Raw genomic sequence first — 26,879 nt, 5'->3', positions numbered from 1 at the left:
CAATGACAGCAAACCGGGCCGCTACGCGGTCAGCGGTAATCGCGATTGCTCAGGAGGCAATGTGTCACGTACCTATCATTTCAAAACAGGCGCTCGCACGAGTCGGGCACTGGGAATGACGTTGAGTCTGTGTGTGGGACTGTTTGCCAGCAGTAGCTGGGCGTTCAGCCTAGATGATGTGGCGGCCAAGGCGGAAAAGCTGGCGGCCGAAGACTATACGGCGCCGCAGAGCAATCTGCCGCCGGTGTTTCGCAACATGGCCTTTGCCGATTATCAGCAATTGCGTTTCCGTGGCGACAAAGCGCTATGGCACGACGCGCCGACGCCCTTCGAGGTGCAGTTCTATCACCAGGGCATGCACTTCAACGTGCCGGTGCGGATCAATGAGATCACCGCAAAAGGCGTCGAAAAGGTCCGCTATAACCCTGACATGTTCGAATTCGGCAAGGTCGAGATTGAACCTGCTGCGCTGGAAAACCTGGGCTTTGCCGGCTTCAAGGTGCTCTATCCGCTGAACAAGGCGGATAAGGCCGACGAGCTGATGACGCTGCTCGGTGCCAGCTATTTCCGGGTGATCGGCAAGGATCAGGTATACGGCCTGTCTGCGCGTGGTCTGGCTATCGATACTGCGTTGCCAAGCGGAGAAGAGTTCCCGCGCTTCCGTGAGTTCTGGATCGAACGCCCCGAAGCCGATCGCCGCAATCTGGTGATCTATGCGCTGCTCGATTCGCCCCGTGCCACCGGTGCCTATCGGATGGTGGTTACGCCGGGCAAGGACAGTACGGTCGATGTCAAAGCGCGCGTCTTTCTGCGCGAGCCAGTGGAAAAACTCGGCATCGGTGCGCTGACCAGCATGTATCTGTTCGGCGCCAACCAGCCCAGTGACCTGCTCAACTATCGGCCGCAGCTGCATGACTCCGAAGGGCTGGCGATTCACACCGGTGCAGACGAGTGGATCTGGCGGCCGTTGAACAATCCCAAGCGACTGGCGATCAGCAGTTATGCGGTCGAGAACCCGCGCGGTTTCGGTCTGCTCCAGCGCACCCGCGATTTCAACCGCTACGAGGATCTGGACGACCGCTACGAGCTGCGCCCCAGCGGCTGGGTCGAGCCCAAGGGCGATTGGGGCAAGGGTCGCGTGGAATTGATCGAGATTCCGACGCCTGACGAAACCAATGACAACATCGTCGCGTTCTGGGTGCCGGAGCAGCAACCCGAGCCCGGCGAGCCGCTGGACTTCGAGTACCGTCTGCACTTCACCCTGGATGAACCGGCGCTGCATGATCAGCAGCTCGCCTGGGTCAGCCAGACGCGCCTGTCTGCAGGCGACGTCAAACAGTCCAACCTGATTCGTCAGCCTGACGGCAGCACCGCGCTGATCGTCGATTTCGTTGGCCCCACTCTGGCCGAACTGCCGGCGGATGCGCCGGTCACCACGCGGGTCAGCATCGGCGAGAACGCCGAATTGGTGGAAAACAACCTGCGGCACAACCCGGTGACTGATGGCTGGCGCCTGACCTTGCGTCTGAAGGTGCGCGATCCCAAACGTCCGGTGGAACTGCGCGCAGCCCTGGTGGAAGGCGAGAAGACGCTTTCCGAAACCTGGAGCTACCAGATTCCGACCAATGAATAGTCCCGTGGACCCGGCGATTACCGGGCGCTACATCAGCCAGCTGCCCCTTGATGACCCGCAGCGCCAGGCCCTTATCCAGAACCTGGAGCAGGGCGACGGTGGGCTGGCGGATATTCACCGGGCGTTGGGTCGAGCTGTGCCGACTCCCGATAACACCGAGCCGGGCGGAGGTGCTCTGCTGGGCTCGGTTGCTGCTCGGCTGAAACTCGGCTGGGGCGAAACCCTGGAGCGTGCCAAAGCCCTCACGCTTGACCATCAGGGCCGCACCTGCATCGAGTCGACACCACCCATCGTGCGCACACGCATGGTGCCGGAACCCTGGCATACCAACGTGTTGCGGCTGAGCTGGTGGCGCTTGCTACACAAGAAGAACCGCACGGTGGAGCTGCCGCCTGCTCAGTCCGTTGATCGTTCTGGCTGGCGCAAGGTGGCAGGCGTCCGGCGCGCCACATTGCTGGTGCTCATGCTGGTGCAGACGGTGATAGCCACCTGGCACATGAAATCGGTGCTGCCGTACCAGGGCTGGGCGCTGATCGATCTGCAGGAGGTGTTTCAGCAGCCGCTGCAGGAATCCGCACGGCAGATCCTTCCGTATGTGGTGCAGACGAGCATTCTGCTGCTGTTCGCGCTGTTGTTCTGCTGGGTGTCGGTGGGCTTCTGGACGGCGCTGATGGGCTTCTTTCAGCTGCTCAAGGGGCACGACCAATACAACATTTCGGCAACGACCCTCGGCGATGAGCCGATCCCGCGCGAGGCACGCACGGCGCTGGTGATGCCCATTGCCAACGAAGACGTGCCGCGGGTGTTCGCCGGACTGCGCGCGACGTTCGAGTCGCTCAAGGCGACGGGACAGCTGGAGCACTTCGATATTTTCGTGCTCAGTGACAGTAACGATCCCGACACCTGCGTCGCCGAGCAGAAGGCCTGGCTGGAGGTCTGTAGGAGCGTCGATGGCTTCGGCCATATCTTCTACCGGCGCCGGCGTCGCCGTGTGAAGCGCAAGAGCGGCAACATCGACGACTTCTGCCGTCGCTGGGGCAGCAGCTACCGTTACATGGTGGTGCTCGACGCTGACAGCGTCATGAGTGGCGACTGCCTGACCAGTCTGGTGCGGCTGATGGAAGCCAACCCCGGCGCAGGCATTATCCAGACGGCGCCGAAGGCGTCCGGCATGGACACGCTGTATGCGCGCATGCAGCAGTTCGCCACGCGGGTCTATGGCCCGCTGTTCACGGCCGGGCTCAATTTCTGGCAGTTGGGCGAGTCCCACTACTGGGGTCACAACGCGATCATCCGGGTCAAACCCTTCATCGAGCACTGCGCTCTGGCGCCTTTGCCTGGCAAAGGTGCGTTCGCGGGCGACATCCTGTCCCACGACTTCGTCGAAGCGGCGCTGATGCGTCGTGCGGGGTGGGGGGTGTGGATTGCCTATGACCTGCCGGGCAGCTACGAGGAGTTGCCACCGAACCTGCTCGACGAGCTTAAACGCGACCGTCGCTGGTGCCACGGCAACCTGATGAATTTCCGGCTGTTCCTAGTCAAGGGCATGCACACGGTGCACCGCTTCGTGTTCCTGACAGGGGTGATGTCCTACCTGTCGGCGCCGCTGTGGTTCGTCTTTCTGGCGCTGTCGACCGGGCTGCTGGCGATTCATACGCTGATGGTGCCGGAGTACTTCCTGCAGCCGAATCAGCTGTATCCGCTGTGGCCGCAATGGCATCCGCAGGAGGCTATTGCGCTGTTCTCGGCGACGCTGACGCTGCTGTTCCTGCCGAAGCTGCTCAGCGTATTGCTGATCTGCATTCAGGGCGCTCACGAGTACGGCGGGCGTGCTCGCCTGCTGCTGTCGATGCTGCTGGAAAGCCTGTTTTCCATGCTGGCCGCGCCGGTGCGCATGTTGTTCCACACGGTGTTCGTCAGCGCCGCGTTCCTCGGCTGGTCGGTGCAGTGGAACTCACCGCAGCGCGCCGATAATGCGACACCCTGGAGCGAAGCCTTGCGCCGGCACGGTCCGCAGATGCTGCTGGGCGTACTCTGGATGGCGCTGGTGGGATGGCTAGACCCAGCCTTCCTCTGGTGGTTGGCGCCGATCGTGGTTTCGCTGATCCTGTCGGCGCCGGTATCGGTGATCACTAGCCGCACGGGCCTGGGGCAGGCCGCGTTTCGCCGCAAGTTGTTCCTCATCCCCGAGGAATTCCAGCCGCCGCAGGAACTGGCATCGACCGACCGCTACACGCGGGAGAACCAGGTCAACGCGTTGGCGAACGGCTTTATCGCGGCCACTGTCGATCCGATCTACAACGCGCTGGTGTGCGGCATGGCGCGGGCGCGGCATGCCAAGGTGGTTGCGGGTGCCGAGTCGCTGCGTGAACAACGTATGCAGCAGATCCTCGATGCGGGGCCAAACGGGGCTGCCGAAGCGGCTCGCTGGCGCTTGCTGAACGATCCGGACGGCATGGCGCAGTTGCATTCGCGGGTCTGGCAAGATCAGCGCTATCAGGCGTGGCGCGATGCCTATCGTCCGTCTGGCTTCGGTGACGCGTCTAGCAGCGAAACAGTCGCTGCATCCCAGGGCTAAACCGAAGAGACTCAACGGCGTCTGAGCCAGACGCCGCGGAGTAGCGGGTCAATGAACGTGATCGCTGCCGTCGGCATGACGGTGGATGTCAGGCTTGGGCTCCGCTGCCTGATGGTGGTTTCCAGACGAGTGCATGTCGCTATGGTGATCGCCTTTAGCCACGGGCGCAGCGCTGGGCATGTGGGTTTCCCCACCGCCGTGATGATGACCACCGCTCGTGGCCACCAGCGCTTTGTATTCCATGGCTGTCAGCTCGGGCAGTTGCTCGAGCAGGGCGACCAGCTCCCAGATGTAGCGGTCTTCCATGCTCCGGCCCCATGCGGGCATACCGGAGGCCTGAATCCCGTGTTTGATCGTCCAGAAGTCCTCGGCAGGGTCGCGCTTGCGGTTTGCGTCAGTCAGATTCGGCGGCGCCGGGCTGAGATTTTCGCTCAGCTCGGTCGGTCCGGTACCCGGTGCGAGATGGCAAACGACGCACATGGCTTCGTAGTTGCCAGCACCTGAGCGAATGAGTTCGGCATCGCCCAGTTCCGGCACCTCGATAGCTTCGGCACGGACCGCCACGGAGCGCTGGCGGGCGGTCTCCAACAGCGCGTGGATCGGCCCGCTATGCGGCACGTCGGCTCCGACGTTGACGACTCCGAAATACACCACGGCCGCAGCGGCCAGCACCAATGCCACTGCAGCCAGTAGCAGTGTCGTCAGGGTTTTGAGCATCATCCATTACCTCAGAACCAGAATCGGATACCCGCCACCAGGCGAGCCTCGCTTGTGTCTTCATCCTCCGCCCGCAGCAGCTCGGCGCTGTTGCCGTAAGCCCGGCTCCAGCTGACGCCCACGTAAGGGGCGAACTGTCGGCTGATCTCATAGCGCAACCGAAGCCCGACGCTCGCGTCGCTGAGCCCGGAGCCGATGCCACGGGATGCGTCCGTGCGTCCATTCAGATTAAGCTCGGCGGTGGGCTGAAGCACCCAACGCTGCGTCAGCAGCAGGTCGTACTCGGCTTCCAACCGGAGCGCGGACTGACCGCCCTCGCCAAGGAACGCTGTGGCCTCGGTTTCCAGCCCAAACAGTGGCATTCCCTGCACGCCGAATGCCGCCCAGGTTTGCGGCGAGCCGGGTTCGAAGTCTTGGCGGACACCGGCGACGGTTTCCCACCAGGGACCTATTGCGTGGCTCCAGAGCAGCTGCAGTTCGGCTTCTTCGGTATGCCCATTGGTTCGCTCGCCTTCCGAGCGAAAGGCCAGCCGGTCGATATCGCCGCCAGCCCAGCCACTCAGATCCCAGGCCAGCGTGCTTCCGGCATCGGCGTCCTGCCATTCCAGCTCGTCGGCGACGAACATGAAATGGCTGCTCCCCTGATGCATGCCGTGTTCGGGCAGGTCGGGAAAGGCCGCATCGATGTCGGCGGGACTAAGCGTCGGGACAGGCGGGCGATGTGCCTCGCCTGGCGGAATCCCCGTTGGGGGTGGATGCGGCATGGCGTGACCTGAATGGTCCATCGCTTCATGATCCATCACCCCATGATCCATCATGCCGCGGTCCGATTGCGTGTGGTTCGGCTGCGAGTGGTTATGACGGTGACTTTCAGCGGGAACGGGGGCGGCCGGTGAGTGGCCGGCATGGCCGGAGTGGTCCATCGCTTCCTGCGCCTGGCTGGTCGCGGCAGCCAGGCAGAGCGCGCTTAGCAGCGCGAGCTTAACGGTCATGCTTCGGGCTCTTATCGTCATGCCCCTGGGGTTGATGAGGCGCTGAGCCCATGTTGCCGTGGTTCATCTGCCCGGACCCCATGTGCTGCTCATGCATCTGCATCATCTGGTCGGGATCCATGCTGCCCTGGCCCATCCCGTCATGGTTCATCATGCGGCGTTGCGGCTTCTGCGGGTGACCAGCTTCGGGGGCGGCTTGCTGCGGCGAGGTTTCAGCCGGATGGTGACCGTCGTGCTCGGTCTGTGCCTGCAGAGCGGTCAGCGGCAGGGCGGCGAGTAGGCCGAACACCAACAGTGAGTTGCGCTTGATAATGCTCATGAGGTTCTCCTTTATTCTTCGACCCGGACTTCGCGGAACATCCCGAGGTCCATGTGCATCAGCATGTGGCAGTGGTAAGCCCAGCGCCCGAGTGCATCAGCCGTGACGCGATAGCTCCGTTTGGAGCCGGGAGGCATGTCGATGGTGTGCTTGCGTACCTGGAACCGGCCGTGTTCATCCTCAAGATCGCTCCACAACCCATGCAGGTGAATGGGGTGGTGCATCATGGTGTCGTTGACCAGCACGAAGCGCACCCGCTCGCCGTACTTGAGACGGATCGGCTCGGATTTCGCGTACGGGATCCCGTCGAATGACCAGGCGAAGCGCTCCATATGGCCGGTCAGGTGCAGCTCGATGGTGCGCGTCGGCTCACGGCCGTCCGGGTCGGGGAAGGTGCTGCGCAGGTCAGCGTAGGTGAGCACGCGGCGGCCGTTATCGCGCAGGCCGATACCTGGGTCATTCAGCTTTGGCACTGGCATCATGGTCTGCATGTCGACCAGCGGATTGCCCTTCTCACTGGCAGGGTGGGTCTGCATCTGGCTGCTGGCACCGCCACCGTGGCCCATTGCCGAATGGTCCATGCCGCCCATGCCGTTGTGGTCCATTTGGCCATGGTTGATCTGGCCGTGCTGTGGAGCTTCGTGCTGCATCGCCGGCTGATCGTTGCCCGCCGCATGTGCGCCGTGATCGCCATGCCCCATGTCCTCCATGCTCAGCTCAGGACGGGCGTCGGGTTCTGGTACCGGCGCGCTCAGCCCCTGACGAACGGCCAGGGTGCCACGGGCGAAGCCGCTGCGGTCCAGTGATTGGGCGAACAGGGTATAGGCGTCCTGACCGCCATCCGGCGTGACGATCACGTCGACCGTTTCGGCGACCGCCAGGCGCAGTTCATCGACCTCGACCGGCTCGACGTTCTGCCCGTCCACGGCCACCACGGTGAGCTTCAGGCCCGGAATGCGGAAGTCGAAATAGGTCATGGCCGAGCCGTTGATCAGGCGCAGACGCACCCGCTCGCCCGGCTCGAAAGCACCGGTCCAGTTGCCGTCCGGTGCCTGGCCATTGAGCAAATAGGTGTAAGTTTCACCGCTGATATCGGCGAGATCTGTGGGCGTCATCTTCATCTTTGCCCAGGCCCAGCGATTGCCAACGGTCTCGCGCCAGCCCTGGTCGGCCACATCATTGATGAAGTCGCCGAGGGTCCGCCGCCCGCGGTTGTAGTAATCGGATTGCTTCTTCAGCTTGTCGAGTACGCGGGCCGGGCCTTCATCGGTCCAGTCGGTGAGCATCACCACGTAGTCACGCTCGTACTCGAAGGGTTCGGGCTCGAGCGGATCGATGACCAGCGGCCCGTAGACACCGAGCTGTTCCTGAAACGCGGAGTGGCTGTGATACCAGTAGGTACCGCTCTGTTTGACGCGGAAGCGGTACTCGTACATTCCATCCGGTGCGATGCCAGCAAAACTGAAGCCGGGCACGCCGTCCATGTTGGCTGGCAGCAGGATGCCGTGCCAGTGGATCGACGTATCCTGCGGCAGGCGATTGTGCACTCGCAGCGTCACCGTGTCGCCTTCACGCCAGCGCAGCAGAGGACCGGGAATACTCCCGTTGATGGCCATTGCGGTGCGCTCGCGACCGCTGAAGTTGACCCCCAGCGAGTCGATGGTCAGGTCGAACTGCGTTCCGGCCAATACACCCTGGTCAGCGTTCTGGTGAGGACGCGCAACGGCCCACACAGGCTGACGCCAGACGCCCATCCCGGCGACGATCCCTCCGGCGGCCAGACTTTTGACGAAGGTACGGCGCGATGATGTACGGCGCATGGAGATCCTGTTGTGCTCAGCTCTGATTGCAAATGCGTCTGCCAGCGCTGAAGCAGGCAGACGCAGAGGTTTCGGCCAGATTCACTCTGCCGGGTAGTTGGCCAACACCAGATCGGTGCCTTTGTCTGTCAGCCCGATGACCTGATAGGCCTGTGCTGGCTGGTCATAATCCATCCCGGGTGAGCCGGCAGGCATACCGGGCGCAGCCACGCCAAGCAGGTCGTGGCGTTGTTGCAGCTCGCGGATCTGCGCGACCGGCACGTGACCTTCCACGAATTTGCCGTCGATCACGCCGGTATGGCACGAGCCCAGCCGCGGTGCCACGCCCAGACGCTCCTTGACAGCCGACATGTTGCTTTCAACATGGTCGCGAACCTCGAAACCATTGGCCTGCAGGTACTTGACCCAGTCCTTGCAGCAACCGCAGTTGGCGTCCCGGTGCACGTCGATTACATCAGCGGCATGGACGCTGCCGGCCATAAACAAGGCGGCAATGAATGCGAACTTGGGTTTTATGAAACGCATGACAGCACTCCTTGATGGAAAATCAACGGCAACCGCAGCCGCTGCCACAGCCTGTTGTCGGTGCTGCGGCGGATGTGGTCTGGCTCGTGAGCTGAGCGGGGTAGCCGGCCCCGTTCAGCGCGGCAATCAATGCTGTATTTTCGACATCCCCATCGATGCGAACCCGTCCGCTTTGCAAATCAACCTCGACAGCCTCGACGCCGGCGATGGTGCTCAACGCCTGAGTGACGTGTCGAACGCAGGTGCCGCACGTCATGCCTTGAACCTGAAGCTGGGTGGAGTTCATGAGAAGCCCTCTGTAGATGCCGGCCAGTCCGGCGAGGCTTGATCATCAACCTTGTCCTGATGGCAAGGTCAAGGTGTTGCCTCTGACGCTTCGTCTGGCTGTCAACATAGCCTGAATCGGCTTTCTGCAAGCTGAGCGGAACATTACTTTTTTGTCAGCTTGTGGTCCGTCGGAGGTGTTACCGGCAGACTTGGATGATGGATAGAGAGGACGAGCCGAATGAAGCTTCTGGTCGCTGAAGACGAACCGAAAACCGGAACCTACCTGCAGCAGGGCCTGAGCGAGGCAGGATTCTCTGTCGACCGCGTCACCAGCGGCACTGACGCCTTGCAGCACGTGCTGAGCACGCCCTACGACCTGCTGATCTTGGATGTGATGATGCCGGGTCTGGACGGCTGGGAGGTGCTGCGCATGGTTCGTGCAGCGGGGCAAGAGGTGCCGGTGTTGTTCCTTACCGCACGTGATCGCGTGGAAGACCGGGTCAAGGGCTTGGAGTTGGGCGCGGATGACTACCTGATCAAGCCGTTTGCCTTTTCCGAACTGCTGGCGCGGGTGCGCACCTTGTTGCGCAGGGGCAGTGCCGCTGCCTTGCAGACTCAGCTGAGCATTGCTGATTTGGAGGTGGATCTGCTCAAGCGCCGCGCAGTCCGTGCCGGCCAGCGCATCGACCTGACTGCCAAGGAGTTCGCCCTGCTGGAGCTGCTGCTGCGTCGCCGCGGCGAAGTACTGCCCAAGTCGCTGATCGCCTCGCAGGTCTGGGACATGAATTTCGACAGCGACACCAATGTCATCGAGGTGGCGATTCGCAGGCTTCGCGCGAAGATCGACGATGGCTTCGAGCCCAAGCTCATCCATACCGCGCGTGGCATGGGCTACATGATCGATGAGCCGGACCCAGCATGATGAAGCAGTTGTCGCTAACCGCCAGGCTGAGCCTGATGTTCATGCTCGCGGTCACAGGCGTGCTCGGTGCGGCGGGCTTCTTTTTCTTCCAGTTGAGTCAGCATCACTTCGACGAGCTGGATCGGCATACGCTGGAAGACAAGCTCCAGGCCAGCCGACAGCTGCTGCGGGGCCTCGATGATCTGGCCGGGTTCGACGCGCTGAGGCCGCAACTGCAGGCATTGCTTGGCGGGCATAGCGACCTGGCGGTGCGGATAGTCGATGCCGAGGGTCAGGTGCTGTTTGCCGCCAGCGGCGCCGCCTACGCGGCCGAAACACATGCGCATGGTTCGGTCAGCGCAGACATGCCGCGGGTGTGGCGTCGCAGGGCTGCCGTCATCGAGGTGGCGGGTCGTCCGCTGAGCATAGAGTTGGCGCTCGATATCACCACGCACAAAGTCTTCCTGAACACGCTGGCGGGATGGCTCTGGGGCGCGCTGGTGCTCTGTGCGCTGCTCAGCGGCGGGCTCGGCTGGCTATTGGCACGTAGTGGGCTGCGGCCGTTGCGCGAGGTGACGCTGGTGGCGGCATCGGTGTCGGCCAAGTCGCTGACCGAGCGCATTCCGTCCGAGTCGACGCCGGCGGAGTTGCAGCAGCTGGTGCTGGCGTTCAATGCGATGCTGGCGCGGCTGGAGGACGCCTTTGTGCGGCTGTCGAACTTCTCGGCCGACATCGCCCACGAGCTGCGCACGCCACTGTCCAATCTGATGACGCACACCGAGGTGGTTCTGACCCGCGCGCGCAGCCGCGAGGACTACCAGGAAAACCTGTATTCCAATCTGGACGAGCTGCGCCGCATGGCGCGGATGATTGACGACATGCTGTTCCTGGCAAAAGCCGATAACGGCCTGGTCGTTCCCGAGCGGCAGTCGATCGAGCTGCATGCCCTGTGCGAGACGTTGCTGGACTTCTACCAGCTGACCGCCGACGAGCGCGGTATTCGTTTCGTGCTGTCGGGCGATGCGCGCATCCACGGGGATCCCGCCATGCTGCGTCGCGCGCTGTCGAACCTGCTGTCCAATGCGCTGCGCTATACGCCCGACGGCGGCACGATCCAGCTGGCCATCGAGGCGGGCGAGCAGGGGGTGTCGCTGAGCATCGGCAACCCGGGCGCGGGCATTCCTGAACAACACTTGCCGCGACTGTTCGACCGCTTCTATCGCGTCGACCCCGCGCGCCGGGAAGGCAGCCCGAGCAATGCCGGACTGGGCTTGGCGATCACCCGGTCGATCATCGAGGCGCACCATGGCGAGATCCATTGCAACAGCCGCGACGGCTGGACGTCGTTCGATATCCTGTTCCGCTCAGCTGACTGAGCACCGCCGGGCGACGCTGACTTGAGGCAGGCTGACGGAACATGATTGCTGCGACGCCCGTGGGCGACCGACACCCAGCACTGGCCAATCCGGGCTGCACGTGTTTGCATCGGGCGACCGCTTGACGCGCAACTCTGCTGGCTATCCTGCTCGGCAAATCAAACGCGGCGGATGGAGGTGGTATGAACATCGAACGATGCGAAGACCTGATCGACTGGACCGGCCAGGCCCATGCCCGGCTCTCCGAATGCATGACAGAGGCCGCCGATGAGCGCAGCGACTCATTGGCCACGATGCTGATGACTTATCTTGCGCAGCACGAGCAAGAGCTGACGCGCACGATTGAGCGGATCAAGGAGCATGCCGACCCGCGCGCGCTGCAAGCCCGACTGCACGAGGCGGTCGAGGGCGAGATACTTGCGCTGGATTTCGACAGCGATGCCTATGCACAGATGAGTGTCGACGACATCTCACGCGAGGTCTTCGCCCTTCACAACCGGATCATCGACCTGTACCGCTCGCTGGAAAAGCGTCCATCACTGGACAAGGCACGTGAGCTACTCGGCGAAATGCTGCAGCTTGAAGAGCACGAGACCATGCGCCTGGCGCAGCAGGTCAACCGCATGCACGAGCTGTAGCTGACCGACGCAGGGGGATGGCGTCAGACCACGTAGCGCAGAATGGCCACAAAATGCAGCAGGCTGCCGGCGATGACGAACAGGTGCCAGATGCCATGCCAGTGGCGGAAGCGCTGATCGTAGGCAAAGAAGATGATGCCAACCGTATAGAACACGCCGCCGGCAACCAGCCAGCCGAAGCCGGTGGTGCCCAGGGCGGCGAGCAGTGGCTTGACCGCCACCAGCACGATCCAGCCCATGATGGCGTAGATGACGATCGACAACACCCGCGCTTCCGACCTTGGCTTGATCTCCTGCAGCATGCCGATGATTGCCAGTGACCAGACAATCCCGAACAGCCACCAGCCCCAGCTGCCACGTAGAGTGACCAGGCAGAACGGTGTGTAGCTGCCGGCAATCAGCAGATAGATCGACAGGTGATCGAGCTTTTGCATCACCGCTTTGGCGCGGCCACGGACGCTGTGATAGAGCGTCGAGGTGCTGTACAGCAGCACCAGGGTGAACCCGTAGATGGCGACGCTGACGATCTTCATCAGATCGCCGTCCATGGCCGCGAGGATCAGCAGCCAGCCTGTCCCGATCAGCGCCAGCACACCGCCTGTCAGGTGCGTCCAGGCGTTGAACTTCTCTCCGTGATACATCGTTGTGCAGCCTTGAAGGTGTTCGATCAGTTACCCATCAACAGGCCGAAAACCTTTTTTGCCACGCTGGTGGCTGCCTGCGCCGGATTCTGACGAATGCTGGCTTCCTGTTCGGCGATAACAGTGAACAACCCATCGAGCGCTTGCTCGGCCACGTAACCCTCGACCGTGCCGTACCGGGGATCGACCGCACCCAGGCCAGAGACTTTGCCAGCCAGCGCGTTGTACTGCTGGGCCACGCCGACCTGGTCGGTGGCCTGCTTGATGATCGGCAGGAATCGGGCGCGGATTTCGTCACGGCTGGTCTTGTTCAGATACTGAGTCGCCGAGTCATTGCCGCCGCTCAGGATCGCCTTGGCGTCGGCGACGGTCATCTTCTTCACCGCCTCCAGCAGCAACGCCTGCGCTTGCGGTACAGCGGCTTCGGCGGCCTTGTTCATGCCGGTTTCCAGCTCTTCGACCTGAGCGCCCATGCCCATCATCTTCAACATGCGCGAGGCCTTGCCAATGTTGCCCGGCAGTTCGATGCGCACATCCGGATCATTACTGAAGCCCCCGGGACGGCCCAGCTGCTGTACGGCAACTTTCGTTCCCTGGCTCAGCGCGTCCTTCAGCGCCTTGTTGGCGTCGCCCTGGCTCAGGTCGGACAGCGAAAGCGCCCAAGCGCTGGCGGAGAGCATCAAACCGGTGAGCAAAGCAGTGGTGCGCAGCATGGATAAATCCTCTGAGTGATGCAGCGAGCTTAATAGGCCAGGCGCGGCGTGCCAAACGGTGGCAGCAGCTTCAACCGTTTCGTTGACCCCTGTCCGAGGCGTTACTGGCCGACCGGCGGCATTCAGCCAGGTTTGCCGCTCGGTGTAGTACAGGCGCGGTGTCGCTATAACAATCGCGTTGGTGCAACTTCTAGACGCTTCACGGCTACAAAAGATCATCATGAGCGGATTTATCAATCTGCCAGAGCGAACATCCGCTACGCGCTGACCAGCGACACGATTGCGGCTGAACCTTCGCCGCGGACCCGTTCGAACACCAACCCGTGCAGAGGAATGAAACCATGCTCAAATCACTCAAGTCGCTGTTCGACCGCAGTGAGGACGATCAGCCTACGGCACACAGCGTTGAAGTGGCCGCAGCAGCGCTGCTGATCGAAGTCGGCCGTGCGGATTACGAAAGCGATGCAGAAGAACAAAAAGCCATTATCGAAGCCATCCGCCTCGGCTCGGGGGTGGAGGACGGCGAGCTTGCATCGCTGGTCGCCTCCGCGCAGGAAACCGCCGAGCGGTCGACTTCACTGTATGAATTCACCACGCTGATCAACGCGCAATATTCGATGGATGAAAAATTCGTTTTGATCAAGGCGCTATGGCGCGTCGCCGCTGCCGATGGCGACATTCACCGATACGAAGACCACCTGATCCGTCGTATCGCCGACCTGCTGTACGTGGCACATACGGACTTCATCCGCGCCAAGCTGGAGATCCTCGGCAGCTGACTGGCGGCCACGCGGGTCAGAACTCGAAAGCACCTGGGTCACACTGCCGATCGTCACGCGGGTTGCCGCGCTGGTCGGTGTCCGGGCAAAGCACACCGCCCATGTCGATGGGATCGAAATAGGGGCTGTCTTCGAACGGCTCACGCAGCGAGACGGTGCGGGTCGGACCTCCGTTGTCCTGCAGTGATCCGAGAACCATGCGTACTCCGGCTTCATCCGCGGTAGTGGGCGTGAAGCCGCAGCCACTCAGGAAGTCGAAAAGTCCTCCTCCGGAGCCACCGATGGCATTGAAGCTGCCACTGGTCAGCGCGCCACTGCAGAACGGCATGTCGCCGAATGTGCGTATTTCGACCAGGCTGTTGGCCAGCCGGAACTCGCCAGTCCCCGAATGGCTGAACAGCTGCGAGTGATTGCTGAAGGTCGCGTTGCGGACCGAGACTTTCCCGTCGATGTTGCCGATTTCTGCGGCTCGGACACCACCGGTGGTACTGCGATTGTCGACAAAGGTGCTGTTCAAAATGTCGACGGTGCCCTGATAGTTCACTAGCCCACCCCAAAAGCGAGCGTCATTGGCGGTAATCAGGCTGTTGCGCACATACAGCTGCGCCGCCGCGCCCATATTGGAAATGCCACCGCCATGGCCGGACTGGTACCCGGTCGAATTCTGTTCGATGGTCGAACGCGCAACCAGTGCCTGCCCCTCGTTGAACAACCCCGCGCCACGGTTGCACAGGCGTCGACTGGGAAAGGCCGCGCAGGAGGTTTCCAGTTCATGGTCAATGGTGTTGCCACGTAACAGCATCCGGTCCATGCGCAGGTTGCCGCGATTCCAGATTGCGCCGCCGCCGCTGCCCATGGGCCTGCCGTTTTCCAGCCGCAGATAGCTGAGCGTCACCGCGCTCGGCGCGGAGGCATAGATATCGAAAATCCGGTCGATGGCCCCGCCGTCGATGATGACTTGCAGGTCATCGTTTTTCGCGGCTCGCCCGAGGCCCGTCAGCGTTAGTCCATCCGTGATGTCCAGATCGCCAACCGCATCGTTTGGCACGTCTGCGGTCTCTGTGCCGGTCAATGAGAGCACGTAGTGCCCTGACGGTACCTCTATCAAATCGTGGCCCTGGTGCGCGTTGCTCTCCATAACCGCTGCTCTCAGCGTGCAGCGATTGGAAATGGATTGGCAGTTGCCGTCGCCCGGCTCGGTATCCACCTCGTCGGCCGTACTGTCCACACGCAGGGTCAGGCCAATGGAGGCGGCGCAATCGCCGGGCAGCGGGTCGCCAGTGACGTTCATGACGTAACCGGAGGCTTCCGGGAAGCGTTTCTCATGGACGGTGCTCGAATAACCGGAGCCGAACCAGTTGCGGCGTTGATAACCGACATTGAAGTGATAGGGAATGTTGGTTTCGCAGGTGTCGGCGAAGTAGCCCACCGCGTATTGATCACTCGGCAACGGCATCATGGCCCAGGGCGTGCCATGGATCACCGCGTTGACTTGTGCGATGCGGTTGCCTCGCCCATCCACTTGCGCTCGCAACGGGTAGAGCGGGACCGGCGAGCGGGCAACGGAGGAGGGCGTTAGGTTGGTCAGACTGGGCGTTGCGCAACCGCCCATCCCCAGGACGAGCGACAAGGCGATCACACGGCTGTGCGTCATACGGTCCCCTCTCGGCAGGCCGCCGAAGTGTTCGGTGGATGACCTGCTGAGTATGGGTGGCGCATACCGCGTCAATCGAACGTTTCGGCATTAAGCCTGGGCGTCCTTAGCGTGGTTGCCACTGAGGACATGACTGCGAGCGCCCATGCTTGAGCATCCAGCGGCGTCAGTCCGAAAGCTGTTCCTCGTCGTGCTGCTCCAACGCGACCTGGCGAATCGAGAGACGGATTTCGGCAGGCAGCACGCGCTTGGCGACACCCTCAGCCAGTTCGCCAAGCTTGGCGTGGTAGCCAAGCTTGCCGGCGGCGTCCTGCTGCAGCACGTTCTGATCCAGCAGGCTCTTGATGAAGTGGCGGAACAGACTCTTGTCGAAAAACTCCGGCGCGTTCAGACCATGCAGGATCGAAAGGCGCTGGGCCATGATCGTGCAGAGGTTTTCCAGCTCTTCGGCATCGAGGGTGTTCTGACCACTGTTGAGCAATAGCGCAATCGCCATGTAGAAGCGTTGCAGCGTCTGCATGATCGCCCGCGCCAGCAAGGTCAGCAAGACGAACTGACGAGAGCTGGGTGCCGGCCTCACGTAGGTCTCACCGTCGCGCTTGAGCAGCCCCTGTTCGACGAAGGCATCCAACCACTGATCGATCACCGCGCCCAGTTGCTCGGGTTCCCAGCGGATGAACAGTTCGGCGCGCAGATAGGGGTAAAGCGCCTCGGTGAACCGCAGGATCTGTTCGCGGCTGATCCGTGAGCTGCTCTGGAAGAAGCTCGCCAGCAATGCCGGGAGGGCGAAGATATGCATCACGTTGTTGCGGTAGTAGGTCATCAGAACGGCGTTTTGCTCGTCCAGATAGAGGATGTTGCCCAGCGCGTCTTTCTGCTCAGCCAAGAGGCCGAGTGCCTTCACGTAGCTGATCAGCGCCTCGCCGTCACCGTCCGGCAGTGTGGTGTGAGGCGAGTAGGGCACGGCGCGCAGCAGGTTCTGGTAGAGGTCGAGGATGCGCGCCAGTGAGCGCCGATCCAGCGCCTGACGACTGGTGGAGAGCATCGCCAGCGCGACCAGGTTGACCGGATTGACGGCGGCGGCTTCGTTGAGCCGTTGAGCGATGCGTTCGGACAGCTTGTTGGTGGTGTCGTTGAGCCAGTCGGGACGGAAGTTCGGCGCCAGCTCCTGTTTGCGCCAGCCCGGTTGTTGCTGGTCGAGAAACTCGTTGAGCTTCAGCGGCTCGCCAAAATTCACCCAGACCTGCCCGAAGCGCTGCTTCAGCGCGCCGATGACCTTGAAGATGTCGAAGATCGATTCCTTCTTCTTCGCTGCACCGCGCAGCTCCCCCAGATAGGTGCGGCCTTCGAGCACTCGCTCGTAGCCGATGTACACCGGCACGAAGAGGATCGGCAGGCGCGAGGAGCGCAGATAGCTGCGCAGGGTGATGGCGAGCATGCCGGTCTTGGGTTGCAACATGCGTCCGGTACGCGAGCGACCGCCCTCGACGAAGTATTCCACCGGAAATCCACGGCTGAACAGGGTGTGCAGGTACTCGTTGAACACCGCGGTATAGAGCGGGTTGCCCTTGAACGTACGGCGCATGAAGAAGGCGCCGCCACGACGCAGCAGGCTGCCGATCACCGGCATGTTGAGGTTGATGCCCGCAGCGATGTGCGGCGGCGTCAGGCCGTTGCGGAACAGCAGATAGGAAAGCAGCAGGTAGTCGATATGACTGCGGTGGCACGGCACGTAGATGACTTCGTAGCCCTGCACCGCCTCCTGCAGCGGCTCCAAGTGATTGACGCGGATGCCGTCGTAGATCTTGTTCCAGAACCAGGACAGCACCACCTCGAGAAAGCGCACGGCCGTGTAGGCGTAGTCCGAGGCGATCTCGTTGCCGTAGCGCAGCGCCCGCGCTTCGGCCTTTTCCAGCGAAATGCTTTCGCGCTCGGCCTCGTCCCTGATTGCCTGACGCACCTGCGGGCCGTGTACCAGGCCTTTGACCAGGTTGCGACGGTGCGACAGGTCGGGGCCGATCACCGCCGTTTTCTGATTGCGGAAATGCACCCGCAGCATGCGATGAACCATGCGCAGGGTGCGCTCGTGGCCCTTGTTCTGCGCCACCAGCTCATTGAGCTGGATCGGCGTAGAGAACTGCACGCGGGTTTCGCGCCCGAGCATGACGATACTGAGCAACTTGCGCAGCCGTCCGGTGACGGCCCAGCTGTCGGCGAACAGCAGTTTCCAGGCACTGGTTTCGCGATCCGGCGAGCGACCCCAGAACACGCTGACCGGGATGATCTGGGCATTGTCTACGGCGTTCTGTTCCAGGGCACCGACGAGGCGCACCAGTGGTGCTGGCGTAACAGCGCGGGTCCGGGTGCCGAACCAGCTGGCGGCCGGGTTGAGAAAGATGAATGCAGCCGGCTCGACATGATTGCCCACCGCCACGTCCGCCACCGGGCGCGGCAGACCGGCCTTGCTGCACTCGTGATCGAGCACCGCGAGATCGCTCAGTGAGGCGCGTTGCAACACGTAGAACACTGGCTTGCTGCGGTCTAGCTTGAGGGTGAAGGCGGACTGGTTGATCGTCTCCGAGCGCACCCAGACATACAGCAGGCGACGCACGAGGGAGAAAACGAGACGGCGAAACGGAGAGCGGGTCATACGGCAGATTCGACTGTGGAAGGGTTAATGCCCTTGAAGCGCGCAAGTGTGCCGCATGCGGTGTTGGCGGGCAAAAGTCTGGTGAAGGAAGTGCACTGGTTGGTGTGTCGGCTCAACCGGTGATGTGCGTTCGAAGCGGGCGAGGGCAACTGTTCCGCTTGCAGAAGGGGCAAGCGGCTATTTGAGTCGCCCTGTGCGTTCGCCCTGGTTTACCTCATGTTTTTCCATGCATAGACGGCTGAGAACACGACCAGGCTTACGGCTGCTCCGAAATACAGCGTCTCCAGCTGAGCGCCCACCTCGACCGCATGCTCGAGAAACAATATGACGATGATGACCACCGAAACCTGTATCAGGGTTTTCTTCAGGTCATGGAACGACCTGATATCCAGCGGCCCGAGCGAGGCGCTTTGTTCGGCCGGCACCGGCTTGATGAACAGTCGATACAGGCTGATAGCTATCAGCTGAAAGGTAATGGCGATCAACAGCAGGTCTAGCAGCTTCAGTAGCTTGACGGCGAGACTCTTGCTGTCATTTGCGGTGTGGGGGAACTGATGGATCAGCTCCAGCAGCAGGTGAACCATGGTGTTCAGACTGACGCCGTACAACAGCACGGCGGAGATTGCCGTCGTTGCAACGGCAACCAGTACCAGGAAACGGCTGCTGCGAAAGATTCGTTCGATCATGTTTTAACATCCCGGTCGCCTATGGCTCTCGCTTGAGGCTAGTGCAAGTCGAAGCCATGCGGCGTTGCTGTCGAATAGCCACCTGGTCCGGTTGCAATAGCATTGTGGCTCTCCTTATAGTCCGGCGCGCATTGGGCCGGTATGCCAAACGTGGCCGCAGGCCCGTCAGCACGGATGAAAGTTGATGATCGAACTGAACAATCTGACCAAACGATTCGCTCAGCACACGGCGGTTGATGCCTTGTCCTTTTCCGTCGAGCCGGGCGAAGTGTTGGGTTTTCTAGGCCCGAACGGGGCCGGAAAGTCCACGACGATGAAGATGTTGACCGGCTTCCTCACGCCGACGTCAGGCAGCGCAAGCATCTTTGGCTGCGATATTCGGACCCAGGCGCTTCAGGCGCAGCGCCAGATGGGCTATCTGCCCGAGGGCGCGCCCTGCTACGGCGACATGACGGTGCGGGGCTTTCTCGAGTTTATCGCCGAGGTGCGTGGTTATCGCGGGGCGGACAAGCGCGTGCGGGTAGACATGGCTGTGGGACAGGTCGAGCTGGAGTCGGTGCTTGGCCAGAGCATCGACACGCTGTCCAAGGGCTTCAAGCGTCGTGTTGGACTGGCGCAGGCGATTCTGCATGACCCGCGCGTACTGATCCTCGACGAGCCTACCGATGGCCTGGACCCGAACCAGAAGCACCAGGTTCGCCAATTGATCAAGGGCTTGGCCCGGGACAAGATCGTCATCATCTCTACGCATATCCTCGAAGAGGTCACGGCGGTCTGCACGCGCGCCATCGTCATCGCTCGCGGCCAGCTGGTGGCCGACGGAACGCCACTGGAACTGCAAAGTCGCTCCAGGTATCACCAGGCCGTGACGCTGGTCGGCGAAGGGCCGCTGGATGAGGTCGCCCTGGCGGCTTTGCCGGGTGTGGCCGGAATTGAGGTGAATCAGTTGGAGCACAGCCTTACGGTGCTGGCCAAACCGGGTCAGGTGATCTTTCCGCAGATCAATGCCTTGATCACCCAGCAGGGCTGGGCCGTGCGGGAGCTGGATGTGGAACGCGGCCGATTGGACGAAGTATTTCAGACATTAACGCGTGGGGAGGCGTTATGAGTCAGTTGCCGGTGATCTTCAAACGCGAGCTGGGCAGCTATTTCGCGACGCCGCTCGCTTACGTCTTCACCCTGATCTTTCTGGTGCTGTCTGGCGTATTCAGCTTTTATCTGGGCGGCTTTTACGAGCGGGGGCAGGCAGATCTCGTCCCTTTTTTCAGCTTTCATACATGGCTCTATCTGTTTCTGATTCCAGCGATCGCCATGCGACTGTGGGCCGAGGAGCGCAAATCGGGTTCGATCGAGCTGTTGATGACCTTGCCCATTACCCGTTTCGAAGCGGTCACCGGCAAATTCCTGGCGGCCTGGGTATTTGCCGGGCTTGCCTTGCTGCTGACATTTCCGATGGTCATCACCGTCAACTACCTGGGCCAGCCAGACAACGGCGCGATCATCACCGGCTATTTCGGTAGCTGGCTGCTAGCTGGCGCTTTCCTTGCGATCGGGTCCTGCATGTCGGCGTTGGCCAAGAATCAGGTGATTGCCTTCATCCTGGCGGTCAGCGTGTGTTTCCTGTTCATCGTCAGCGGTTTGCCGATGGTGCTCGACGCCTTCGCCTGGGCGCCGCAATGGCTGGTGGACGCAGTGGCTTCGCTGAGCATCCTGATTCGCTTCGAGTCGCTCAGCAAAGGGGTCATCGATCTGCGAGACCTGCTGTATTTCGTCACCCTGATCATCGCCTGGCTGATGGCTACTGCCATCGTCGTCGATATGAAGAAAGCGGCATAAGGGAGCCCGCATGAAACGACTGATGTATTCAGGTGCCGGGCTGCTGCTGATCGCACTGGCTTTCCTGGCATTCAATGCTGTTTCCAGCCTGATCTTTACCGATGCGCGGCTGGATCTAACCGAGCAGAAGCTCTTCACCTTATCGAAAGGCACCGAGACCATCCTGGCAGGACTCGAAGAGCCGATTGAATTGCAGCTGTTCTACTCGGACGAGGCGACGGGCGAACTGGTTGCGCTACGCAACTATGCACGGCGCGTTGAGGAGCTGCTGCATGCCTATCAGCGTGAGGCTGATGGCAAGATCACGTTGCGGGTGATCGATCCTGAACCGTTCTCCGAGGAGGAGGATCGGGCCGCCGAGCTCGGCCTGCAGGCCGTGCCGCTGGATCAGGGCGGTGACAAGGTCTACTTCGGCTTGGCTGGTATCAACGCGGCGGGGCAGACGCAGAGCATTCCGTTCTTCCCGCTGGACCAGGAGGAATTTCTCGAGTACGAAATCAGTCGCCTGGTGCAGACGCTGACTACGCCACAAATGCCGGTGGTCGGTGTGCTTTCAGGGCTGCCCATCACGGGCGGTTTTGACACGCGTACCCAGCAGGCAACGCCTCCTTGGATGGTGCTGGAGAACATCCGTCAGTTGTTCCATATCGAAAGCCTCAAGCGCGACGTGGACATGATTCCGTCGGACCTGTCGGTGCTCATGCTGATCCACCCGAAAGAGCTGCCGGAGCAGACCCTGTATGCCATCGACCAGTTCGTCATGCGCGGCGGCAAGCTGCTGGTATATCTCGACCCCTATAGCGAGGCGGATCCTGGCTTGGGTATCGGGCCAGGTGAGTTCGGCGAGGGCAAGGTGTCGGATCTGGAGCCTCTGTTCAATGCCTGGGGCGTGCGTATGGTGCCCAATCAGGTGGTGCTGGATGCGTCCTATGCGATGTCCGTCGGTGTGGGCGAGGAGCGCCGCCCGGTCAGGCATCCGGCCTGGCTGAGCTTGCCGCAGCGCATGATGGACAGCGAGGACGTCGTAACCGCTTCGCTGGAGAGCCTGAACGTGGCGACAGCGGGCTTCCTCGAACCGTTAACGGATGCAACGACTCGTTTCGTGCCACTGATCCAGAGCTCCAGCTATGCCATGCCGATCGAGTCGGAGCGCTTCGCGACATTGGAAAATCCCGAGTTGCTCTTGCGGGAGCTGGAGCCCACAGGCGAGCGCTATACGCTTGCGGCGCGGATCCAGGGCCCCGCTAAGTCGGCCTATCCCAATGGTATCGAGGGGCATACGGACGGTCTGAAAGACAGCTCAAGCATCAATGTGCTGGCTGTGGCGGACACCGACTTGCTTGCAGACCGCATGTGGGTGCAGGTCGATAACTTCTTCGGCCAGCGCATGCCCCAGCCCTGGGCCGACAATGGCACCTTCGTGATTAACGCGCTGGACAATCTATTGGGCACCGATGCGCTGATCAGCGTCCGCTCACGTGGTCGGTTTGCTCGACCGTTCACGGTTGTCGAAGACATACAACGTCAGGCGGAGAACCGCTTCCGCGAGAAGGAAGAAGTGTTGCAGCAACGTCTGACTGAGACTGAAGCACAACTTGCCGAGTTACAGGGGCCGGACGCGGAAGGGGTTGTGCAGCTGACTGCGGAACAACAGACCGCGCTGCAGAATTTCATGCAAGAGAAGCTGCTCATCCGCAAAGAGTTGCGTGAGGTACGCTACCAGCTCAACGCGGATATTGAGGCGCTTGGGCGGACGCTCAAATTCTTCAATATAGGCTTAGTGCCGCTGCTGCTCACGCTAGGCATGTTGTTGCTGTGGCTCTGGCGCAGGCGTCGATCAGAAAGAATACGGTGAGCTGGCCGGCCCGGCGGTTTGCTTGTGTTGTGTGCTGAGCGCCCCGAGCCCCAATCGGGCTTACTCTGATGCGCCGGCGAAGCCAGAAACGTACTTGTCATGGCCGCTGCGCTATATTTGGCGCTGGCGTTGATTCCAAGAAGGTCACGCCTGTCCGTTGATCCCCGAGCGGGAATAATAAGAACGAGTTGGAGAAGTAGGATGGCTGAGCGCGAAACCGGAACCGTTAAGTGGTTCAACGATGCCAAGGGTTATGGATTCATCCAGCGTGGCAGTGGTGCGGATGTGTTTGTGCATTACCAGGCGATTCGTGGCGAAGGCCACCGCTCTCTGGCTGAGGGGCAACAGGTCGAGTTTTCGGTCACCCAGGGACAGAAGGGCCTGCAGGCGGAGGATGTGGCTGGGTTGTAGCCGCCGGCTATTCGCTAAACAGCCCTTCGGCTGTTAGCGGAACTGTGAAAGAGCCCTGGCCCAGGCCGGGGCTTTTCGTTTTCAGAGCTTTTTGCTAAGTGGCTATGCTCTGGTGACGTTCTCGATGGCAGATGTTTCGTTCGCAGTCGCCGAAGTGGTGGGTCTTGAAAAAGCAAAACCCCGCCGAGGCGGGGTTCGCTACGCTGCAGGGCAGCCTTAGTCACATGTTGGGATAGTTCGGCCCGCCGGTGCCCTCCGGCGCGACCCAGACGATGTTCTGGGCCGGGTCCTTGATGTCGCAAGTCTTGCAGTGCACGCAGTTTTGCGCGTTGATCTGAAAGCGTTTGCCGCCTTCATCACTGTCCACCACCTCGTAGACGCCGGCCGGGCAGTAACGCTGGGCGGGTTCGTCGTACATGGGCAGGTTCTTCTCGATCGGAATGCTCGGATCGATCAGTTTGAGGTGAACCGGCTGCTCTTCTTCATGGTTGGTGTTGGAGAGGAATACCGAACTCAGCTTGTCGAAGCTGAGCTTGCCGTCCGGCTTGGGATAATCGATCTTCTTCGACTCTGCGGCGGTCTTCAGGCATGCGTAATCGGGCTTGGTGTCGTGCAACGTGAACGGAATCTTGCCGCTGAATATGTTCTGGTCGATGAAGTTGAACGCGCCGCCCTTGATCGCTCCCCATTTGTGAATCGCCGCGCCGAAGTTACGGCTAGCGTACAGCTCCTGATACAGCCAGCTGGCTTTGAAGCCTTCTTCATAGCCAGTCAGCTCATCGCCACCCTCACGGCCGGCAAACAAGGCATCCGCAACCGCTTCTGCAGCCAGCATGCCGGACTTCATTGCGGTGTGGCTGCCCTTGATCTTGGCGAAGTTCAGGGTGCCGGCGTCGCAACCGATCAGGGCCCCACCATTGAACACCATTTTCGGCAGCGAATTGATGCCGCCCTTGGCGATCGCTCGTGCACCGTAAGAAACGCGCTTGCCACCCTCCAGGTACTGCTTGATCACCGGATGATGCTTGTAGCGCTGGAACTCGTCGAACGGGGAAAGGTACGGGTTGCTGTAGGACAGATCGACGATCAGGCCGACCACGACCTGGTTGTTTTCCAGGTGATAAAGGAAGGATCCACCTGTGTTGTCATCGTTCAGCGGCCAGCCTGCAGTGTGAACGACCAGCCCTTGCTCGTGCTTGGCCGGATCGATGTCCCAGAGCTCCTTGATACCGATCCCGTAGTGCTGCGGATCGACGTTGGCATTGAGCTGGAATCGATTGATCAGCTGCTTGCCGATATGGCCACGGCAGCCTTCGGCGAACAGGGTGTACTTCGCACGCAGCTCCATGCCGGGGGTGTACATGCCTTCTTTCGGATTGCCCTCGCGGTCCACGCCGAGATCACCGGTAAGAATGCCGCGAACCACACCCTGTTCGTCGATCAGTGCTTCCTGAGCCGCAAAGCCTGGGTAGATTTCGACGCCGAGATTCTCGGCTTGCTGAGCCAACCAGCGACAGAAATTGCCCAGCGAAATGATGTAGTTGCCTTCGTTGTGCATGGTCTTTGGGACCAGCGCGTTGGGCAGCTTGCGAGCGGCTTCGGCAGTCTTGAGCAGATAGATGTCGTCGCGCTTGACCGGGGTATTTAGGGGGGCTTCGAGTTCTTTCCAGTTGGGAAAGAGCTCATTCAGCGCGCGCGGCTCGAACACGGCACCAGATAGGATGTGGGCGCCAACTTCGGAACCCTTCTCAACGACGCAGACGCTGATTTCCTTTCCGGCATCGGCGGCTCGCTGCTTCAGTCGGCAGGCAGCGGACAGGCCCGCGGGGCCGGCGCCGACGATGACTACGTCGAATTCCATGTATTCGCGTTCCATTGGCTATCTCCTACTCAAGGCTTGATTGTTTTATAGATAGTGGAGGGCTGGATCGTGTCCCTGACCAGGCCGAGCTGCCGCATTATATATAGACGCCCGAAAGGGTCCAATACAAACGTTTGTTTGAATTTCTCTCAAGCCTGATAGAATCCGGCAACAGCGGCTTATGACGGGTCATTTGCGTTGTTGACCCCAGCTGTTGCCTGCATTCAAGATACGGGCAGTTTTGTGCTCGCCGAACAGGTCCGGAAGGCTAATGGCGGCCCGGTCCTTGAGCATGGCTCGGTTCGCCTCGGCGAAATTCTATTCACCGGAGAGTAACGAGGAATCCATGAAGATTCTTGTAGCTGTCAAACGAGTGGTCGATTACAACGTCAAGGTTCGCGTCAAGGCGGACAACTCCGGCGTCGACCTCGCCAACGTCAAAATGTCGATGAATCCCTTCTGCGAAATCGCTGTGGAAGAAGCCGTACGCCTGAAAGAAAAAGGCGTCGCGAGCGAGATCGTCGTGGTATCCATCGGTCCGACCGCTGCCCAAGAGCAGCTGCGCACCGCGCTGGCGCTGGGTGCTGATCGTGCCGTGCTGGTCGAGTCCAGCGAAGAACTCAACTCCCTGGCCGTCGCCAAGCTTCTGAAGGCTGTGGTCGACAAGGAGCAGCCGCAGCTGGTGATCCTTGGCAAGCAGGCCATCGACAGCGACAACAACCAGACCGGACAGATGCTGGGTGCACTGACCGGGTTCGCTCAGGGCACTTTCGCTTCGAAAGTCGAAGTGTCGGGCGACAAGGTAAACGTCGAGCGCGAAATCGACGGCGGCGCGCAAACCGTTGCGTTGAATCTGCCGGCTATCGTGACCACCGACCTGCGCCTGAACGAGCCGCGCTACGCGTCGTTGCCGAACATCATGAAGGCCAAGAAGAAGCCGCTGGAAGTGCTGACGCCGGACGCGCTGGGCGTAACCACTACTTCCACCGTGAAGACCTTGAAAGTCGAAGCGCCTGCTGCACGTAGCGCGGGTATCAAGGTCAAGTCCGTGGCTGAACTGGTCGAGAAACTGAAGAACGAGGCGAAGGTAATCTAAATGACTATCCTGGTTATCGCTGAACACAACAATGCCGTTCTGGCTGCGGCCACTCTGAACACCGTGGCTGCAGCCAAGGCGATCGGCGGCGACATTCATGTGCTGGTTGCTGGCGCTGGTTGCGCTGCTATCGGTGAGGCGGCTGCGAAGATCGAAGGCGTTTCCAAGGTGCTGGTCGCTGACGACGCTGCTTACGCCAATCAGCTGCCGGAAAACGTTGCGCCGCTGATTGCCGATCTGGCGAAGGATTACAGCCACGTGCTGGCTGCGGCCACTACCAACGGCAAGAACTTCCTGCCGCGCGTAGCCGCCAAGCTGGACGTTGATCAGATCTCTGAAATCATCGCTGTCGAAAGCGCAGACACCTTCAAGCGTCCGATCTATGCCGGTAACGCAATTGCCACCGTGCAATCCAGCGCGGCGATCAAGGTTATCACCGTGCGCGCCACTGGTTTTGATCCGGTCAGTGCTGAAGGCGGATCGGCTGCTGTCGAGCAGGTTTCCGGTACTGGCGATGCGGGCGTTTCCGCGTTCGTAGGTGAAGAACTGGCCAAGTCCGATCGTCCTGAACTGACGGCTGCTAAGATCGTCGTTTCCGGTGGTCGTGGCATGCAGAACGGTGACAACTTCAAGCACCTCTATTCGCTGGCCGACAAGCTTGGCGCCGCCGTTGGCGCTTCTCGCGCGGCGGTCGATGCTGGCTTCGTGCCGAACGACATGCAGGTTGGTCAGACCGGCAAAATCGTTGCGCCGCAGCTGTATATCGCGGTGGGCATCTCCGGAGCCATCCAGCACCTGGCGGGCATGAAGGACTCCAAAGTGATCGTTGCGATCAACAAGGACGAAGAAGCGCCAATCTTCCAGGTCGCCGATTACGGCTTGGTGGGTGACTTGTTCGAAATCCTGCCGGAACTGGAGCAGCTCGTGTAAC

24 protein-coding genes are annotated in these 26,879 nt (G+C 61.1%); 12 read left to right on the top strand and 12 right to left on the bottom strand.

Going from position 1 to position 26,879, the window contains the following annotated elements; genetic code table 11:
• Positions 1 to 115 precede the first annotated feature (115 nt).
• Positions 116 to 1,633, top strand: a complete 1,518-nt coding sequence (locus tag ALTERO38_RS10170) for a glucan biosynthesis protein G (RefSeq protein WP_148926986.1) — start codon at positions 116 to 118, stop codon at positions 1,631 to 1,633.
• Positions 1,626 to 4,211 carry a glucans biosynthesis glucosyltransferase MdoH gene (gene mdoH / locus ALTERO38_RS10165; protein ID WP_159968307.1) on the top strand — a complete coding sequence of 862 codons (2,586 nt, stop codon included), beginning with the start codon at positions 1,626 to 1,628 and terminating at the stop codon, positions 4,209 to 4,211. Before ALTERO38_RS10170 ends, mdoH begins: the two co-directional genes overlap by 8 nt.
• A 48-nt stretch (positions 4,212 to 4,259) precedes the next feature.
• On the opposite strand, the gene ALTERO38_RS10160 is transcribed toward mdoH, so the two are convergent.
• The 6 genes from ALTERO38_RS10160 to ALTERO38_RS10135 all read right to left on the bottom strand — a co-directional run bounded on the left by ALTERO38_RS10160 (position 4,260) and on the right by ALTERO38_RS10135 (position 8,870).
• The gene (locus tag ALTERO38_RS10160; RefSeq protein WP_159969678.1) at positions 4,260 to 4,928 is read right to left on the bottom strand and encodes a cytochrome c; all 669 of its coding nucleotides are present in this window, start codon (positions 4,926 to 4,928) and stop codon (positions 4,260 to 4,262) included.
• Positions 4,929 to 4,939: 11 nt separating this feature from the next.
• Positions 4,940 to 5,920, bottom strand: coding sequence for a copper resistance protein B (locus ALTERO38_RS10155; protein WP_159968306.1), 981 nt, complete (start codon positions 5,918 to 5,920; stop codon positions 4,940 to 4,942).
• Positions 5,910 to 6,239: a hypothetical protein gene (locus ALTERO38_RS10150; protein ID WP_159968305.1), complete on the bottom strand. Its 330-nt coding sequence runs from the start codon at positions 6,237 to 6,239 to the stop codon at positions 5,910 to 5,912. The genes ALTERO38_RS10155 and ALTERO38_RS10150 overlap by 11 nt, the downstream gene beginning before the upstream one ends.
• An 11-nt stretch (positions 6,240 to 6,250) precedes the next feature.
• The gene (locus ALTERO38_RS10145) at positions 6,251 to 8,059 is read right to left on the bottom strand and encodes a copper resistance system multicopper oxidase (protein ID WP_159968304.1); all 1,809 of its coding nucleotides are present in this window, start codon (positions 8,057 to 8,059) and stop codon (positions 6,251 to 6,253) included.
• Between the two features lie 81 nt (positions 8,060 to 8,140).
• Positions 8,141 to 8,584 carry a DUF411 domain-containing protein gene (locus ALTERO38_RS10140; protein WP_159968303.1) on the bottom strand — a complete coding sequence of 148 codons (444 nt, stop codon included), beginning with the start codon at positions 8,582 to 8,584 and terminating at the stop codon, positions 8,141 to 8,143.
• A gap of 22 nt (positions 8,585 to 8,606) precedes the next feature.
• Positions 8,607 to 8,870: a heavy-metal-associated domain-containing protein gene (locus tag ALTERO38_RS10135; protein ID WP_159968302.1), complete on the bottom strand. Its 264-nt coding sequence runs from the start codon at positions 8,868 to 8,870 to the stop codon at positions 8,607 to 8,609.
• Positions 8,871 to 9,089: 219 nt separating this feature from the next.
• Here ALTERO38_RS10135 and ALTERO38_RS10130 point away from each other — a divergent pair, with 219 nt between their 5' ends.
• The 3 genes from ALTERO38_RS10130 (at position 9,090) to ALTERO38_RS10120 (ending at position 11,766) form a co-directional block, all read left to right on the top strand.
• Entirely contained in the window at positions 9,090 to 9,773 is a 684-nt protein-coding gene (locus tag ALTERO38_RS10130) for a heavy metal response regulator transcription factor (RefSeq protein ID WP_148926363.1), read from the top strand.
• Positions 9,773 to 11,128, top strand: a complete 1,356-nt coding sequence (locus tag ALTERO38_RS10125) for a heavy metal sensor histidine kinase (protein ID WP_159969677.1) — start codon at positions 9,773 to 9,775, stop codon at positions 11,126 to 11,128. The genes ALTERO38_RS10130 and ALTERO38_RS10125 overlap by 1 nt, the downstream gene beginning before the upstream one ends.
• Positions 11,129 to 11,310: 182 nt before the next feature.
• A complete protein-coding gene (locus tag ALTERO38_RS10120; RefSeq protein ID WP_159968301.1) occupies positions 11,311 to 11,766 on the top strand; it encodes a hypothetical protein in 456 nt (151 codons plus the stop codon).
• Between the two features lie 23 nt (positions 11,767 to 11,789).
• Here the strand turns inward: ALTERO38_RS10120 and ALTERO38_RS10115 are convergent, their stop codons facing one another.
• Both ALTERO38_RS10115 and ALTERO38_RS10110 read right to left on the bottom strand, forming a co-directional pair.
• On the bottom strand, positions 11,790 to 12,407 hold the full coding sequence (locus ALTERO38_RS10115) for a hemolysin III family protein (protein ID WP_159968300.1): 618 nt from the start codon (positions 12,405 to 12,407) through the stop codon (positions 11,790 to 11,792).
• Between the two features lie 26 nt (positions 12,408 to 12,433).
• Complete coding sequence (locus ALTERO38_RS10110; RefSeq protein WP_148926361.1) at positions 12,434 to 13,120, bottom strand: DUF4197 domain-containing protein; 687 nt, start codon at positions 13,118 to 13,120, stop codon at positions 12,434 to 12,436.
• A 341-nt stretch (positions 13,121 to 13,461) separates the two neighbouring features.
• Here ALTERO38_RS10110 and ALTERO38_RS10105 point away from each other — a divergent pair, with 341 nt between their 5' ends.
• Entirely contained in the window at positions 13,462 to 13,899 is a 438-nt protein-coding gene (locus tag ALTERO38_RS10105; protein ID WP_159968299.1) for a TerB family tellurite resistance protein, read from the top strand.
• Between the two features lie 16 nt (positions 13,900 to 13,915).
• On the opposite strand, the gene ALTERO38_RS10100 is transcribed toward ALTERO38_RS10105, so the two are convergent.
• The 3 genes from ALTERO38_RS10100 to ALTERO38_RS10090 all read right to left on the bottom strand — a co-directional run bounded on the left by ALTERO38_RS10100 (position 13,916) and on the right by ALTERO38_RS10090 (position 18,889).
• Positions 13,916 to 15,553: a choice-of-anchor Q domain-containing protein gene (locus ALTERO38_RS10100; protein WP_159968298.1), complete on the bottom strand. Its 1,638-nt coding sequence runs from the start codon at positions 15,551 to 15,553 to the stop codon at positions 13,916 to 13,918.
• Positions 15,554 to 15,719: 166 nt separating this feature from the next.
• Positions 15,720 to 18,203, bottom strand: coding sequence for a glycerol-3-phosphate 1-O-acyltransferase PlsB (gene plsB / locus ALTERO38_RS10095; protein WP_159968297.1), 2,484 nt, complete (start codon positions 18,201 to 18,203; stop codon positions 15,720 to 15,722).
• A 209-nt stretch (positions 18,204 to 18,412) separates the two neighbouring features.
• Positions 18,413 to 18,889, bottom strand: coding sequence for a YqhA family protein (locus ALTERO38_RS10090; protein ID WP_102836032.1), 477 nt, complete (start codon positions 18,887 to 18,889; stop codon positions 18,413 to 18,415).
• A 184-nt stretch (positions 18,890 to 19,073) separates the two neighbouring features.
• Between ALTERO38_RS10090 and ALTERO38_RS10085 the strand changes: the two genes are divergently transcribed.
• From ALTERO38_RS10085 to ALTERO38_RS10070, 4 genes are all read left to right on the top strand, one after another.
• Complete coding sequence (locus ALTERO38_RS10085; RefSeq protein WP_159968296.1) at positions 19,074 to 19,997, top strand: ABC transporter ATP-binding protein; 924 nt, start codon at positions 19,074 to 19,076, stop codon at positions 19,995 to 19,997.
• Positions 19,994 to 20,725: an ABC transporter permease subunit gene (locus ALTERO38_RS10080; protein ID WP_159968295.1), complete on the top strand. Its 732-nt coding sequence runs from the start codon at positions 19,994 to 19,996 to the stop codon at positions 20,723 to 20,725. Before ALTERO38_RS10085 ends, ALTERO38_RS10080 begins: the two co-directional genes overlap by 4 nt.
• A gap of 10 nt (positions 20,726 to 20,735) precedes the next feature.
• Positions 20,736 to 22,580 carry a Gldg family protein gene (locus tag ALTERO38_RS10075; RefSeq protein WP_159968294.1) on the top strand — a complete coding sequence of 615 codons (1,845 nt, stop codon included), beginning with the start codon at positions 20,736 to 20,738 and terminating at the stop codon, positions 22,578 to 22,580.
• A 201-nt stretch (positions 22,581 to 22,781) separates the two neighbouring features.
• On the top strand, positions 22,782 to 22,991 hold the full coding sequence (locus tag ALTERO38_RS10070) for a cold-shock protein (protein ID WP_014852307.1): 210 nt from the start codon (positions 22,782 to 22,784) through the stop codon (positions 22,989 to 22,991).
• Positions 22,992 to 23,211: 220 nt separating this feature from the next.
• Here the strand turns inward: ALTERO38_RS10070 and ALTERO38_RS10065 are convergent, their stop codons facing one another.
• Complete coding sequence (locus ALTERO38_RS10065; RefSeq protein WP_102836036.1) at positions 23,212 to 24,867, bottom strand: electron transfer flavoprotein-ubiquinone oxidoreductase; 1,656 nt, start codon at positions 24,865 to 24,867, stop codon at positions 23,212 to 23,214.
• A gap of 331 nt (positions 24,868 to 25,198) precedes the next feature.
• Here ALTERO38_RS10065 and ALTERO38_RS10060 point away from each other — a divergent pair, with 331 nt between their 5' ends.
• Both ALTERO38_RS10060 and ALTERO38_RS10055 read left to right on the top strand, forming a co-directional pair.
• Positions 25,199 to 25,948: an electron transfer flavoprotein subunit beta/FixA family protein gene (locus ALTERO38_RS10060; RefSeq protein ID WP_045425680.1), complete on the top strand. Its 750-nt coding sequence runs from the start codon at positions 25,199 to 25,201 to the stop codon at positions 25,946 to 25,948.
• A complete protein-coding gene (locus tag ALTERO38_RS10055; RefSeq protein WP_102836038.1) occupies positions 25,949 to 26,878 on the top strand; it encodes an electron transfer flavoprotein subunit alpha/FixB family protein in 930 nt (309 codons plus the stop codon).
• The last annotated feature ends 1 nt before the right edge of the window (position 26,879 follow it).

Origin of the sequence: Pseudomonas sp. 9Ag, assembly GCF_902506445.1 — a bacterium.
Lineage (GTDB): Bacteria > Pseudomonadota > Gammaproteobacteria > Pseudomonadales > Pseudomonadaceae > Stutzerimonas > Stutzerimonas stutzeri_AB.
Note: the sequence above shows the minus strand (reverse complement) of the source record. Positions and strands in the feature narration are given on the sequence as shown.